11 protein-coding genes are annotated in these 13,671 nt (G+C 72.8%); 3 read left to right on the top strand and 8 right to left on the bottom strand.

The features are described 5' to 3' along the window. The first annotated feature begins 10 nt into the window (after positions 1-10). Positions 11-1,150 (top strand): N-acetylglucosamine-6-phosphate deacetylase, encoded by a 1,140-nt coding sequence (gene nagA, locus ASC54_RS04555; RefSeq protein WP_055896949.1) that lies wholly within the window; start codon positions 11-13, stop codon positions 1,148-1,150. Here nagA and ASC54_RS04550 read toward each other — a convergent pair. The 8 genes from ASC54_RS04550 to ASC54_RS04515 form a co-directional block, all read right to left on the bottom strand. Further along, a complete protein-coding gene (locus tag ASC54_RS04550; RefSeq protein WP_055896946.1) occupies positions 1,147-1,965 on the bottom strand; it encodes a glucosamine-6-phosphate deaminase in 819 nt (272 codons plus the stop codon). The two genes, nagA and ASC54_RS04550, sit on opposite strands and share 4 nt — an antisense overlap. Next, positions 1,962-2,918 (bottom strand): ROK family protein, encoded by a 957-nt coding sequence (locus tag ASC54_RS04545; protein WP_055896943.1) that lies wholly within the window; start codon positions 2,916-2,918, stop codon positions 1,962-1,964. Before ASC54_RS04545 ends, ASC54_RS04550 begins: the two co-directional genes overlap by 4 nt. Further along, positions 2,915-4,345, bottom strand: coding sequence for a beta-N-acetylhexosaminidase (gene nagZ, locus ASC54_RS04540; protein WP_055896940.1), 1,431 nt, complete (start codon positions 4,343-4,345; stop codon positions 2,915-2,917). The genes ASC54_RS04545 and nagZ overlap by 4 nt, the downstream gene beginning before the upstream one ends. Continuing rightward, the gene (locus ASC54_RS04535; protein ID WP_235451380.1) at positions 4,342-5,196 is read right to left on the bottom strand and encodes a carbohydrate ABC transporter permease; all 855 of its coding nucleotides are present in this window, start codon (positions 5,194-5,196) and stop codon (positions 4,342-4,344) included. The genes nagZ and ASC54_RS04535 overlap by 4 nt, the downstream gene beginning before the upstream one ends. After that, on the bottom strand, positions 5,193-6,212 hold the full coding sequence (locus ASC54_RS04530) for a carbohydrate ABC transporter permease (RefSeq protein ID WP_082514844.1): 1,020 nt from the start codon (positions 6,210-6,212) through the stop codon (positions 5,193-5,195). The genes ASC54_RS04535 and ASC54_RS04530 overlap by 4 nt, the downstream gene beginning before the upstream one ends. A 146-nt stretch (positions 6,213-6,358) precedes the next feature. Continuing rightward, positions 6,359-7,630 carry an extracellular solute-binding protein gene (locus tag ASC54_RS04525; protein ID WP_082514843.1) on the bottom strand — a complete coding sequence of 424 codons (1,272 nt, stop codon included), beginning with the start codon at positions 7,628-7,630 and terminating at the stop codon, positions 6,359-6,361. Between the two features lie 70 nt (positions 7,631-7,700). After that, entirely contained in the window at positions 7,701-8,867 is a 1,167-nt protein-coding gene (locus ASC54_RS04520; protein WP_055896936.1) for an ROK family transcriptional regulator, read from the bottom strand. Positions 8,868-8,999: 132 nt separating this feature from the next. Further along, on the bottom strand, positions 9,000-11,936 hold the full coding sequence (locus ASC54_RS04515) for a S8 family serine peptidase (protein WP_156376725.1): 2,937 nt from the start codon (positions 11,934-11,936) through the stop codon (positions 9,000-9,002). A 391-nt stretch (positions 11,937-12,327) separates the two neighbouring features. Between ASC54_RS04515 and ASC54_RS04510 the strand changes: the two genes are divergently transcribed. Both ASC54_RS04510 and ASC54_RS04505 read left to right on the top strand, forming a co-directional pair. Beyond that, positions 12,328-12,783 (top strand): hypothetical protein, encoded by a 456-nt coding sequence (locus ASC54_RS04510; RefSeq protein ID WP_055896932.1) that lies wholly within the window; start codon positions 12,328-12,330, stop codon positions 12,781-12,783. Next, entirely contained in the window at positions 12,767-13,666 is a 900-nt protein-coding gene (locus tag ASC54_RS04505; protein ID WP_055896930.1) for an FAD:protein FMN transferase, read from the top strand. The genes ASC54_RS04510 and ASC54_RS04505 overlap by 17 nt, the downstream gene beginning before the upstream one ends. The last annotated feature ends 5 nt before the right edge of the window (positions 13,667-13,671 follow it).

The raw sequence follows: 13,671 nt of genomic DNA, 5'->3' as shown, positions 1-13,671 counted from the left end.
AGGAGCCCGCGTGCCGAGGACGCTGCTGCAGGGGGCCGAGCTGCTCGACGCGAGCGGCCGCCGACCCGGCTGGGTGCTGCTGGACGGCGACCGCATCGCCGCCGTGGGGGGCGGGGCGGATGCTCCTCCCGCCGCCGACGCGAGCCTCGACCTCCCCGGCCGCACCCTGACCCCCGGGTTCATCGACCTCCACGGCCATGGCGGCGGCGGCGGCGGCTTCGACGACGGCGCCGAGAGCATCGCCGCGGCGATCTGCGTCCACCGGGCGCACGGCACGACCCGCTCGGTGATCTCGCTCGTCGCGAACCCCGTGGAGTCGCTCGTCGAGAGCCTGCGGCTCATCGCGCGCGTCGCCGCCGACGACCCGACGATCGTCGGCGCCCACCTCGAGGGCCCGTTCCTCGCGCCCACTCGCCGCGGCGCCCACGCCGCCGAGCACCTCCTCGCCCCGGACGAGGACGTCGTCGAGATCCTCCTCTCGGCCGCCGCCGGCGCGCTCGTGCAGGTCACGATCGCGCCCGAGCTGCCCGGGGCGCTCGACGCGATCCGGCGACTCGCCGGCGCGGGCGTCGTCGCCGCGGTGGGCCACACCGACGCCGACGAGGACGTGACGCGCGCGGCGTTCGACGCGGGGGCGACGATGCTGACGCACGCGTTCAACGCGATGCCGGGCATCCACCATCGGGCCCCCGGCCCCGTCGCGGCCGCCTTCGACGACGAGCGCGTCGTGCTCGAGCTCATCCTCGACGGCGTGCACGTGCACCCCTCCGTGGCGCGAATCGCCTTCCGCTCGGCGCCGCATCGCGTCGCGCTCGTGACCGACGCGATGGCCGCAGCCGGCAGCGCCGACGGCTTCTACCGGCTCGGCAGCCTCAACGTCACGGTCAAGGACGGCATCGCGGTGCTCAACGGCACCTCGACGATCGCCGGCTCGACGCTCACCCAGGACGTCGCCCTGCGCACGGCCCTCGCCGCGGGCATCGACGAGTCGGCGGCGATCGAGGCCCTGACCGCGACGCCCGCGCGCGCGCTCGGCCGGCAGGGCGAGTGGGGGATGCTCGCCGCGGGCTTCGCCGCCGATCTCGTGGTCCTCGACGCCGACCTGCGGGTCGAGCGCGTGTGGGCCGCCGGCGAGCCGGTCGCGCTCTAGATCTGCTGCCAGGCCGGCTTGTGGGCCCACGCCTGCCGGTAGTAGTCGAGGAATCGCAGGCGCGAGGCGGCGGCCGCGTCGACCACCACGGTGGCGTGCGGGTGCAGCTGGATGGCCGACGCGGGCAGAGACGAGGTGACCGCTCCCTCGACGGCGCCGGCCACGGCATCCGACTTCGCCGCCCCGAAGGCGAGCAGCACGAGGTGCCGTGCGCGCAGGATCGTGCCGAGACCCTGCGTGATGCAGTGCTGCGGCACCTCGTCGGGCGAGGCGAAGAACCGTGCGTTGTCGCGGCGAGTGCGCTCGGTGAGCGTCTTGACGCGCGTGAGCGAGGCGAACGACGACCCGGGCTCGTTGAAGCCGATGTGGCCCGTCGCACCGATGCCGAGCAGCTGCAGATCGACGCCGCCCGCTGCCGCCAAGGCTTGCTCGTACCGGTCGCCCGCGGTAGCGAGGGCGAGCTCGTCGGCAGCCGGGCCACCGCCGAGACGCGCGCTCTCGGCCGCGATGTCGTCGCCGGGAACACGGACGCGCGCGGGGTCGAGCCCGAGCGGCCCGACGACCTCGCGGTCGATGACGGCCCGGTACGACTCCGTATGACCGGCCGGCAGCCCCACGTATTCGTCGAGTGCGAATCCCCGCACGCGCGCGAGAGCTCGAGCGTGGGGGCGCAGCGCTTCGTAGACAGGCAGCGGCGTCGACCCGGTCGCGAGGCCGAGTACGGCGTCGGGCCGATCGGAGACGAGGCGCAGAATGGCGCCCGCGACGAGCTCGCCGGCCTCGCGGGGCGAGCCGACGACGATGACCTCGGTCACGACGCGGGCACTGCTGCAGGCTGCGGCGCGCGAGCGACGACGGGCAGCGCGCGCTCACCCACGAGCGCCGCGCCGACGGCCGCGACGGGTGCCCCGGGCGGCGAGAGCAGCACGCGGCTCGAGAGCGCGAGCGAGGCGAGGAACGGCGAGCGGGCGGCGTCGGCATCGAGCTGCGACCGCAGCCGGTCGAGCAGCCGGGCGCCGCTCGCGCTCACGCCGCCACCGATGACGACCGCGTCGACGTCGACCGTGAGGGCGAGGATGCGCACCGCCGCGGCGATGTTGGCCACGAGCTGCTCGGCCACCGCCGACGCCCGCGCGTCGCCGGCATCGGCGGCGGCGAGCAGCGCGCTCGCGGGAGCCCCGTCGCCCTCGGGCCACAGCCGCGCGATCGCCGACCCTGAGGCCATCGTCTCGAGGCAGCCCCGCTGCCCGCACGGGCACGGCTCGCCGGCGGGGTCGATCGGAATGTGCCCGATCTCGCCCGCGGCCCCGCGCGACCCGCGCCAGAGGGCGCCGTCGAGCACGAGTCCCGCGGCGAGTCCGGTGCCGAGGTTGAGGTACGCCATCGACCGCGCTCCGACCGCCGGCCCGAGCAGGTGATGGGCCCCGAGCGCGGCCGCCGTGACGTCGTTCTCGACCGCGACGGGGCGACCGAGGCGCGCCGCGAGCAACTCGCCGAGGGCGAGCGACTCGACCGCGAGGTTGACGGCGTGCGCGACGTGCCCGGTGGCGCCGTCGACGGTGCCGGGAATGCCGACCCCGACCGAGCGGAACGCCGCGAGCGGCGCGCCGAGCCGATCGGCGATCGCCTCGGCCGCGGCGAGTGCGGCGGCGACGACGGCCGCATCCCCCTGCCCGGTCGCGCCCCGCCACTGCGCGATCACACGCCCCTCGGTGTCGAGCGCGACTGCGTGGGTCTTCGTGCCGCCGATGTCGATGCCGATCCTCACGAGCGCTCCTCCTGCTCCTGGAGCCACGCGAGCAGCGCCTCCCCCATGGCGCGCGAGGCGCCCCACGTCACGATGTCGGCGTGCGCACGATCCGACGACGGCCAGCCCATCTCGACGACGACCGCATCCGGATGCTCGGAGCGCACGGTCGCGATCGCGGCCCCCACCCAGTCGTGGCGATGGTTGCCCTGCCCGATGAGCACCGGCTGCGCTCCGGTGCGCGGCGAGATCGACTCGCCCTCGTGCACGACGCGCACGGTCGCGCCCGCAGCGGCTGGCCCCCACGGCGCGGTGCCGACGGCGATGTTGACGGTCGTGGCGAGCACGATGAGCTCACGATCCTGGGCGATGCGGATGCCCGGCCTCGCCTCGATCGCCGAGCGCAGCATCCCGCCCTCGACGACGGACGCACCCGCACCGGTGCCCTCCGTCGCGACGGGTCGCGCGGCCGCGAGCGCGGCGGATTCCTCGGCGAGCGCCGCCACCCGGCGCGCCGCGTCGGCGAGCCGCGCGGGGTCGAGCTCTGCGCTCGCACGAGCCGCCTCGACCGCCGCCTCGATGTCGTCGAGCTGCTGCTCGGTGCCGTTCGTGCCGAGGCACAGCAGGTCGCAGCCCGCCGCGAGAGCGAGCGCGGCCGCGGCGGGGATGCCTCGACCCGCGCTCGCGCCGGCCATGTCGAGCGCGTCGGAGACGATGACGCCGTCGAAGCCGAGCTCGTCCCGCAGCAGGCCCGTGAGCACGCGCGGCGAGAGCGTCGCGGGCCGCTCGGCGTCGAGCGCCGGCAGCAGGATGTGCGAGGACATGACGGTTCGGACGCCCGCCTCGACCGCGGCGACGAAGGGCGCGAGCTCGCGCCGGTGCAGGGTCTCGAGGTGGGCGCTCACGACGGGCAGTGCAAGGTGCGAATCCTGCGCCGTGTCGCCGTGGCCCGGGAAGTGCTTGACGCTCGCCGCGACGCCCGTCGACTGCAGGCCCCGCACCCACGCGGCCGTGTGGCGCGCGACGAGCCCGGCGTCGGCGCCGAAGGAGCGCGTGCCGATGACGGGATTGTCGGGGTTCGAGTTGATGTCGGCATCGGGGGCGAGGTCGAGGTCGATGCCGAAGCGTCGCAGCTCCCACCCGACCGCGCGCGCGACGTGCTCGGTGAGCGCCTCGTCGTCGAGTCGCCCGAGCACCGCGTTGCCGGGGTAGGGCGAGCCGACATCGTAGTGCAGTCGGGTGACGTCGCCGCCCTCCTCGTCGATCGCGATGATCGCGCGCGGGTTGGCGGCGCGGATCGCCGCGACGAGCTCGGCGACCTGCTCGCGCGAGACGATGTTCGCCCCGAACAGGCACACGCCCGCGAGCCCCGCGCGCAGCCGTCGGTCGAGCCACTCGGGAAGGATCGGGCCGTCGAACCCGGGCAGCAGCACGCTCGCGGCGGTCATCCCTTCACCGCCCCGGCGACGAGCCCGCTCGTCATGCGCCCCTGCACGATGAGGAAGAAGATGATGACGGGGATGGCCATGAGCGTCGAGCCCGCCATGATCGCGGCCCAGTTGGTCGTCTGCGTCGCCTGCTGGAAGGTGCGCAGCCACACCGGCAGCGTCATCATGTCGGGGCGCTGCATGATGACGAGGGCGAGCAGGAACTCGTTCCACGCCTGGATGAAGGCGAAGACGCCCGTCGCGACGAGACCCGGAGCGAGCAGCGGGAAGGTCACGCGGCGGAAGGCCTGCATGCGCGTGCAGCCGTCGATCATCGCCGCCTCCTCCAGCTCGATCGGCACGCCGCCGACGAAGCCGCGCAGGGTCCAGATCGTGAAGGGCAGCACCGTCGCGACGTAGACGATCGTGAGTCCCGCGATCGTGTTGAGCAGCTGCCAGCCGTCGAGCACGCGGAAGGTCGAGACGATCATCGCCTCGCCCGGGATCATCTGGATCAGCAGGATCGCGATGATGAACGACCGGCGGCCCGTGAATCGGAACCGCGTCACGGCGAGCGCGGCGAGGAACGCGAGCAGCAGCGCCGCGGCGACCGTGATGAGCGTCACCGTGAGCGAGGTCATGAGCGCGGGGAGGAAGGGCGCGCGGCCCCCGTCGCCGAGCACGGTCTCGTAGTTGCGCAGCGTGAACTCGTCGGGCCAGAAGTGCGGCACCGGGCCGCGAATGGCGTTGTTCGGCAGGAACGACGAGTTGAGCATCCAGTAGACCGGGAAGACGCTCGCGACGAACACGACGATCGCGATCGCGCTGAGAACCACGGTCGAGACGCGGCGGCGCACGAGGGCGGGGGTCACAGCTGCTCCTCCTTGATCGAGGCGCGCACGTAGTACGCCGAGATCGCCATCATGATGACGACGAGGATGACGGCGATCGCGCCGCCCGCGGCGAAGTCGCCCGAGCCGACCGAGACCTGGTAGATGTACACGCCGATCGTCGACGTCTGCTCGCGAATGCCGCCGATGCCCTGCAGGGCGTAGATCTGCGTGAACACCCGCATGTCCCAGATGACCTGCAGGATCGTCACGACGAGGAAGATCGACTTCAGGTACGGGAAGACGATGAAGCGGAAGCGCGCGAACCCGTTCGCGCCGTCGAGCTGCGCGGCCTCGAGCACCTCGGTCGGCACCTGCGTGAGGCCCGCGTAGATCGTGAAGGCGACGAAGGGCACCGACTGCCACGTGATGATGACCGTCGCGACGCCGAAGAAGCTCAGCGGATCGATGAGCCACGAGTGGCCGATCATGTCGACGCCCGGCAGCTGGCTGAGCAGGTAGTTGATGACGCCGAACTGGGTGTCGAACATCCAGCCCCAGACGACGACGGCCGTGAGGGCCGGCATCGCCCACGCGAGCAGGAGGCCGACCGAGACGAGCAGGCGCAGCGCGCGAGCGAGGCGCGTCATGAGCAGCGCGACGAGCGTGCCGAGACCCATGGCGAGGATGACGTTGGCGGCGGCGAAGAGGATGCTGCGGCCGAGGACCTCCCAGAAGGTCGCGTCGCCGAGCACGTCGGCGTAGTTGTCGAAGCCGACGAACGGAGCGGGAGCGCCGAAGACCTGGGCGCGGCCGAACTCCTGGAACGAGATGACGAGCAGCTGCACGAGCGGCCAGCCGATGATGACGAGCAGCACCGCCGTCGCCGGAATGAGCAGCATCGCCGGGGTCAGGGCGACGACGCGGCGGCCGCGGCGATCGCGGCGAGCGATGCGGTCGCGGTCGCGGTCTCGCTCCCGGTCGCCGGGCAGGTTCGCGGGCGGTCCCGCGGTCGCGGAGGTCGGCGCTGCCCGCGTGCCGAGGGGTGCCACAGCCATGGGGGCTCCTTGTAGATTGAGCGGGTGCCGTCACCGTCCTAGGGCGATGGTCACCGTCCGGTGGTGGCCAGGGGCAACTGGCCACCACCGGTGGGGCGAGGGCTGCGGCGCGAGCTCCGGGGCAATGGGCCCGCGCCGCCGCGGGATTACGGGTTCAGGATCTCCGCGATGCGGGCATCCGTCTCGGCCGCGAGGTCGGCGACGTCGCCACCCTGCGCGATCTTCACGAAGAAGTCCTGCAGCACGCCGGAGGCCTCGACCTCGGCCCACGCGGGCGAGGCCGGCGTGAGCTTGGCGTTGCTCGCCGCCTGCGCGATCGCCTGCGCGGTCGCGTCGGTGCCCACGGTGTCGCCGAGGCTCGTGAGCGCCGGCACGAGGCCCGCGCCGCCGAGGATCGACTGGTACTCGTCGCTCAGCATGATCGCGAGCGCCTTCTTCGCGAGCTCGGGGTTGGCCGAGTTGGCCGAGACCGCGATGTTCGAGCCGCCCGCGAAGACCTGGGCGGGGCCGCCGTCGAGCCCCGGGAGGGCGAAGACGCCGAGGCTGGCCTCGCGCTCGGGGCAGCCGGGCGCCTCGGCGTCGGCCGGGGCGAGGATGCTCCACTTGAACCAGCTCGGAGCGCTCAGGTGCCCGATCTGACCGGCGCAGTACGGCACCTGCGCCTCGGCCTCGTTGCCGTCCTTCGGGGCGACGGAGGCCGTGGTCATGACCTCCTGCACCATCTCGAGACCCGCGATCGAGCCGTCGGTCGAGAGGGCCGGAACCCACTCGTCGCCGTCGAGCGTCGCGATGTCGCCGCCGTTCTCCCAGATGTACGGAAGCGCGTTGTACCAGTCCTGGCCGGGGAAGTAGATGCCCGAGACGCCGGGCTTCGCCTCGGCGATCGCCTGGCCGTTCGCGATGTACTCGTCGAGCGTGGTCGGCACCTCGAGGCCGAGCTCCTCGTAGAGCGCGGTGTCGTAGAACACGACGCGCGCACCCGAGTAGTACGGAGCGGCGAAGAAGGCATCGCCGACCGAGCCGGCCTCGACGAATCCCGGCAGCAGGTCGTCGCCGCCGAGAGCGTCGTACTCGTCGGTGATGTCGAGGAACGCGCCCGCCGTCGTGAAGGCCGCGGCCTGCGTGTTGCCCACCTCGACGACGTCGGGGCTGTCGGAGCCCGAGAGAGCCGTCGTCAGCTTGTCGACGAGACCGCCCCAGGCCTGCTCCTCGATCACGAGGGTGCTGCCGGGGTTCTCGTCCTCGAAGGTCTCCTTGAGGTAGTCGCGCGCCTCCTGGGGAGTGTCGGCCCCGACGAGCCAGACGCGGATCTCCGCGCCCTCGGCCTCGCCGTCGGAGCCCGCGGGCTCCGCGGCGGCGCAGCCCGCCAGGGCGAGTGCAACAGCCGCACCGAATGCGACGATGCTGATCTTCCTCATCACTGTGTTCCTTTCCTAGGGCGATGGTCGTGCCGGGCGCGGGGGCGCTCGACACCCTTGGTGCGGGGGTCTACGAGACCCCGAGTCGCGCGGAGAGCACCATGACGGCAGCGCCGCGCATCACGATGTCGGCTCCGAGCGTGGTCATGCGCACCGTCAGGTCGCCGTGGAACTGGTCCATGGTGCGCTGACGGAGTGTCTCGACGGTGGCCTCGGCGAGGTCGCCGTCGAGCAGCTCGACGGGGCCCGAGAGCACCACCTCGCTGAGATTGAGGGCGCCCACCACGGGCGCGAGGGCGATGCCGAGGCGCTCGCCCGCCTGACGAAGCACGTGCTCGCGCGGCTGCCCGGCCGCGATGCGCGCCTGCAGCCGAGGAACCGCGAGCCAGGTCTCGAGACAGCCGCGCTTGCCGCACGCGCACGCCTCGCCGCCGTCGGTGCCGACGACGACGTGACCGATCTCGCCCGCCGCGAAGCGGGCACCGAAGATGGGGCTGCCGGCGATGAGCAGGCCGGCGCCGACGCCGTACCCGACGGCCACGAGCATGAGGTCGGCCGAGGCGCCCGCGAAGCCGTACTCGGCGAGAGCCGCGGCGTTCGCGTCGTTGCCGACGATGACGGGAAGGCCGAGCGCCTCCTGCAGCCGACGCTGCAGCGGCTCGTCGATCCAGCCGCGATTGGGCGCCGACAGCACCGTGCCGGCGAGGTCGACGATGCCGGGCGATCCGACGCCGACGCCGAGCACCGGGCGGTCGGCGCTCGCGGCGAGGCCCTCGGCCAGCGTCAGGGCCGCTGCCGTGGCATCCGCCCCCGTCAGCCCGACGGCGGCGACCTCGCGGCGCTCGACGATGCGGCCATCGAGGTCGATGAGGGCTCCGCGGAACACGGCGGTATCGCTGAGGTCGAGGCCGATGATGCGGTGGCCGTCGCGGTCGAGGTCGACCAGGATCGCGGGCTTGCCGGGGCGGGTCGGGTCGACGCGCGCGCCGAGCTCGAGGGCGAGACCCTCGCCGATGAGGCCGCCGACGAGGTCGCCGATCGTCACGCGCGTGAGCCCGGTCTCGCGCGCGAGATCCGCGCGGCTGAGCGGGCCCTGGCGGTAGAGCGTCTGCAGCACGAGCGAGCGGTTGTGCGAGCGCGCCTGCTCGGGGAGCACCTTGGCGCTCGGGCGCAGGGTGCGCTGCGCGCCGCCGATCTGCGTCGTCGGCGAATGCGGGTCGCGTCCCTGCGAGCTCATGATTGTTAGTACACCTTACGAACAATCAATGCGCAAGCATTTTCTCCGATCTCACCCCGTCGCGGTCCCGGCCGCGCATGACGACGGCCCGGGCCTCCTGAACAGGACCCGGGCCGTCGTGGTCTCACTGCGCTACGGAGTCGGGACGACTCCCGTGTCCACGGTCACGACCGTGAACGCGCCCGTCTCGCCGTAGTTGACCAGACCGAGGTAGCTGGAGTCGGGCTCGAGCCCGCTCCACGACGCGGTGTAGGTCGTCGGGATTCCCTGCTCGCCCGCCAGGACCGCGGGGTCGAGCGCGAGCTCGGCACCTCCCGGCACCACCGAGGTGACGGTCAGATCCCAGCCGACCGTGCCCGACGCCGAGTAGACGTCGGCGAGGACGAGGTACTGACCCGCCTCCGGCGCCACGAGGTCGACGCGCTCGTCGGCCGCTCCCGTCGCCGAGGACCAGACCGCGATCGGAGTCCCCGTCTCATCGAGCTGGTACACGATGAGGTCGAGGTCGGCCGTGTCGTCGAGCGAGTCGAGGTCGAAGCGCGCCATCGCGGCTCCCTCCGGGACCTCGACCGTGTACTCGCCGGTGAAGCCGGTCGCGCCGCTGCCCGAGAGCACCTCGCCCGCCGACAGCCCCGTCGTCGACAGGGCGATGTCGCCCGTGCCGCCCGGCGTCACGCTGATCTCGACCGAGCCGTCGACGCCCTCGCCGGCGACCTCGGCCGCGGCGATGATCGTGACGGGCTTGGCCGCGAGCGGCGAACGCACCGTGGTCTCGCCCGCGGTCCACGTGAGCGAGCCGGTCGCGTACGCGTCCAGCGGCGCCGTGGTGCGCGCGAAGGTGACCGTGAACGTCGCCGTCTCGCCGGCCGCGCCGAAGCTCAGCGTCGAGGGCTCGACCGTGACGTCCATGCCCGCCATGCCCTGCACCGAGGCGGTGAAGGTGCCGGCCTGCGTCGACGTCACCGTGCGGGTGAGCGTCTGCGGTGCGGTCATCTCACCGACGGTGAGCGAGGCGAGGTTCAGGTCGCTCGCGTCCACCGGGTCGACGCTGTCGCCCAGCTCGTAGCCGATGCCCTCGATGTAGCTGTACCAGTCGCCGAGGCCGTTCAGGTAGAGCAGGCCCGGCTCGAAGAACCGCGTCGGGTCGGCGTGACCGGCGCCCTGCGTGAAGGGGTCGGTCATCGGCGAGCCGTCGACCTTCTTCGTGTCGTAGGCCGTCGTCATGAGCGCCGACTTGACCTCGGCCGGCGTCGCGTTCGGACGCTCGCCCAGGTAGAGCAGCGCGAGACCCGCGATGTGCGGAGCCGCCATCGACGTGCCGCTGAGGAAGTTGAACGTCGGAGCGTTCCCCTCGCGGTGCGACGTCGCGGCGAGGATCCCCACGCCGGGCGCCGAGATGTCGGGCTTCAGGATGTCGCTGCCGTCGGCGAGCACGGGGCCGCGCGACGAGAAGCCGGCCACCTGCGGAACGGCCGTCACGACATCCGTCGAGTTGCCGAACGCGAGGCTCGCCGTGGCACCGGGAGTCGCCGCGTAGGCGCGGACCGCGTCGCGGTACTGGCTGTTGAGGTGGATGCTCGGCACCGAGTGCGCGTCGGCGTCGACCGAGCCCGGCGTGACGTTGACCATGATCATGCCGATGCCGCCCACGCGGGCGACCTCGGCCGACTTCGCGACGCGGTCGTACACGCCGCGGTCGCAGACGATGATCGTGCCCGCGGCGACCTTGCTCGCGTCGAGCGAGTTCGGGGCGCAGAGCTTGACGTCCGCGGCGGTCGCGGTCGCGGCCCCGAGCACGTCGGAGAGCACGAGCGCTCCGGTCGTGGGCTCAGCGCCCTCGGTCATGTCCACGGTGATCGACGCGCCCGCGAAGGCCTGTCCGTCGCCGAGCGTGGCCGTGGCCTCGTACGAGGGGATGGTGCTCGCGGCGACCGTCGTGATCCACGGGCTCGCGTTGTCGAGCGTCGAGGCGTCGGGGCCGGAGTTGCCGGCGGACGCCGAGACGAAGATGCCCGCAGCGGCAGCGCCGAGGAAGGCCTGGTCGATGATCGACACCGTCGAGTCGGCGGCGCCGCCGCCGATCGAGTAGTTGATGACGTCGACGCCGTCGGCAGTCGCCGCGTCGATGCCCGCGAGCAGGTCGCTCGTCGCGCATCCGTCATCGGCGGTCGAGGCGGCGTCCTTGCCGTTCCAGCAGACCTTGTACGCGGCGATCTTCGCAGCGGGCGCGACACCGGAGATGGTGCCGAAGTCGATGCCCGAGACGCTCGCCTCGACGAGGTGGTTGCCTGCCGCGGTGCCCGCGGTGTGCGAGCCGTGGCCGTCGCCGTCGCGCGGCGAGAGGAACTCGCCGGGGCCGGTCTTCACGCTGCCGATGTTCTTCGAGCCGAAGCCGTCGACGAAGTAGCGGGCGCCGATGACCTTCGTCGAGCAGTCGTCGACCGAGAACTGCGTGCCCGTCTGGCAGACGCCGGCGAACATGCCGCCGTCGGCCTTCTCGAACATGATCGAGGTGCCCTTGCGGTAGGGGGCGTCGCCCGGGGACTTGCCGAGCTTGTCGCCGGCGAAGGACGGGTTCTCGGGGGCGATGCCGGTGTCGAGCACGCCGATGACGATGCCCTCGCCGGCGGTCTCGGCGCCGCCGACCTGCTCCCAGACCCCGCCGGGGCCCTCGAGACCGAGGAACTCGGTGCCGGGGACGGAGGTGATCTTCAGCAGCTCGTCGGGCGCCATCGCCACGACGCCGCGCTGCGCGGCGAGCTTCGCCGCCTGCGCCGCGGTGAGGTCGGCGGTGAAGGCGTTGACCGCGGTCGTGTACGACGCGCCGACGGCGGCGTCGACGGTCGCGGCGATCTCGCTCTGCTGCTGCTTCAGGTACTGGCGGTACTTCGCGACGGCCGAGCGGTTCGAGTCGAGCTGCTCGCCCTTCTTCGGCGCGGTGCGCGCGAGGCCGGCGACGCCGCCCTCGTAGGTGGCGACCGCGTCGTCGGCGAGAAGCACGACGTAGCGGCCGTCCTCGAACGAGGCGACCGATGCCGCGCGATCGGCGGGGGCCGCGGTCGACGTCATCGGCGCCGCGAGCACACCCGCCGCGACGAGCGCGGTACCGGTGGCGAGAGAGAGGAGGGAACGGATGGGATGGTGTGCCGAGGTACGGCGTGCCCTAGGTGTCACAGCGTTGTGCATCCTTCGTGTGGAGGTGGGCGCTGCAGAGAGTCCTGCAACCGTGGATTCGCTCACCTTATGTCCCGCGAAGGGGGGTGGACAACCTTTTCTGTCTCGGTCGTGCTGCGGCCCGGGGCTCTTCGATCGGCGAGCATTCATGCGCCGTGGAGCAATCGTCCCGGCCGACTACAGCGAATACCCATCGAGCCCCAGGATGCTGGTGTCCGCCCACGCGCTGACCCACCGCCGCTCTCCGCTCCGCCCGCCCACTCGACCACCGTCGCCCGGAGACACCATGACCCGCACGTCCCGCCTCCTCGTCGCCCCGCTGTACGCGTCGGCCGCGGCCGCGACCCTGCTCGGCACGCTCAGCGGATGCGCCGCGGGACCCGTCTCCGGCGCCCCGGCCCCGATCGAGCCCGCGACGGGAGCCGACGCCGACACCTCGGCCGTCTACGAGGACGGCAGATACGCCGCGACCGGCGAGTACCAGAGCCCGAACGGCGGCGAGAGCATCATCGTCGAGCTGACGCTCGAGGGCGACATCGTCACCGACGTCGTCGTCACGACCAACGCCAACAACCCCACGACCGAGCGCTTCCAGGGCGAGTTCGCCGGCGGGATCGCCGCCGAGGTCGTCGGAAAGGACATCGACACCCTCGACGTCACCCGCGTCGCCGGCTCGTCGCTCACGAGCGGCGGATTCCGCCAGGCCCTCGAGACGATCAAGGCGGATGCCCTCGTCGGCTAGCGCTGGCGACGCCTGGCTCTTCGAGGCGATCGGCACCGCCTGGCGCATCGATGCCGACCGACCCCTCGACGAGTCCGACCGCTCCGCCGTCGCCGAGCGCGTCGAGCGCTTCGACCTCGACTGGTCGCGCTTCCGACCCGACTCGCTCGTGTCCGCCATCGCCGCCGCGGGCGACGGGGGGACGTGGAAGCTCCCCGACGACGCCGCGCCGCTGCTGGGGCTGTACGCGCGGCTGCACGCGCTCAGTCGCGGGCGGGTGAGCCCGCTCGTCGGCGCCTCCCTCGAGCGGCTCGGCTACGACGCGGCCTACCGGCTGCGGCCCGCGGGCGAGCCGCTGCCGGCGCCGGCGTGGGAGGAGCTCCTCGACCTCGCGACGGACGACGCGGGCGCCGTGCGACTCACGACCATGCGGCCCGTGCTGCTCGACGTCGGCGCGGCCGGGAAGGGCCACCTCGTCGACATCGTCGGCGACCTGCTCGCGGCCCGCGGCGCGACCCAGACGGTCGTCGACGGCAGCGGCGACATCCGTCATCGGGGCGGAGCGGGCATCCGCATCGCTCTCGAGAACCCCGCCAACCCGTCGAAGGCGGTGGGCGTCGTCGAGCTGCGCGATGCCGCGCTGTGCGCGTCGTCGCCGTCGCGCCGCACATGGGGCGAGGGGCTGCACCACATCATCGACGCCGTCACGGGCCGGCCGGTCGACGACGTCATCGGCACGTGGGCGATCGCGCCGACCGCGCTCGAGGCCGACGGTCTCGCGACCGCGCTCTTCCTCGTCGACCCGCGCGAGCTCGAGGGCGCGTTCGCATTCGCGTGGGCGAGGATGTTCCGCGACGGCCGCCTCGAGGCGAGCGCGAACTGGGAGGGCGAGCTGTACCGATGAGAGCG

This window comes from Yonghaparkia sp. Root332, from assembly GCF_001425665.1.
GTDB lineage: Bacteria > Actinomycetota > Actinomycetes > Actinomycetales > Microbacteriaceae > Microcella.
The sequence above is the reverse complement of the archived record's forward strand: the minus strand, read 5'-3'. Positions and strand labels throughout refer to the sequence as shown.

Coding starts and splice junctions, on each gene's coding strand:
- ASC54_RS04515 (WP_156376725.1), bottom strand. CDS start 11,936: ATGACGTCGACCGCGGCCCCCGCCGATCGCGCGGCATCGGTCGCCTCG.
- ASC54_RS04525 (WP_082514843.1), bottom strand. CDS start 7,630: ATGAGGAAGATCAGCATCGTCGCATTCGGTGCGGCTGTTGCACTCGCC.
- ASC54_RS04530 (WP_082514844.1), bottom strand. CDS start 6,212: ATGGCTGTGGCACCCCTCGGCACGCGGGCAGCGCCGACCTCCGCGACC.
- ASC54_RS04510 (WP_055896932.1), top strand. CDS start 12,328: ATGACCCGCACGTCCCGCCTCCTCGTCGCCCCGCTGTACGCGTCGGCC.
- nagZ (WP_055896940.1), bottom strand. CDS start 4,345: ATGACCGCCGCGAGCGTGCTGCTGCCCGGGTTCGACGGCCCGATCCTT.
- ASC54_RS04505 (WP_055896930.1), top strand. CDS start 12,767: ATGCCCTCGTCGGCTAGCGCTGGCGACGCCTGGCTCTTCGAGGCGATC.
- ASC54_RS04520 (WP_055896936.1), bottom strand. CDS start 8,867: ATGAGCTCGCAGGGACGCGACCCGCATTCGCCGACGACGCAGATCGGC.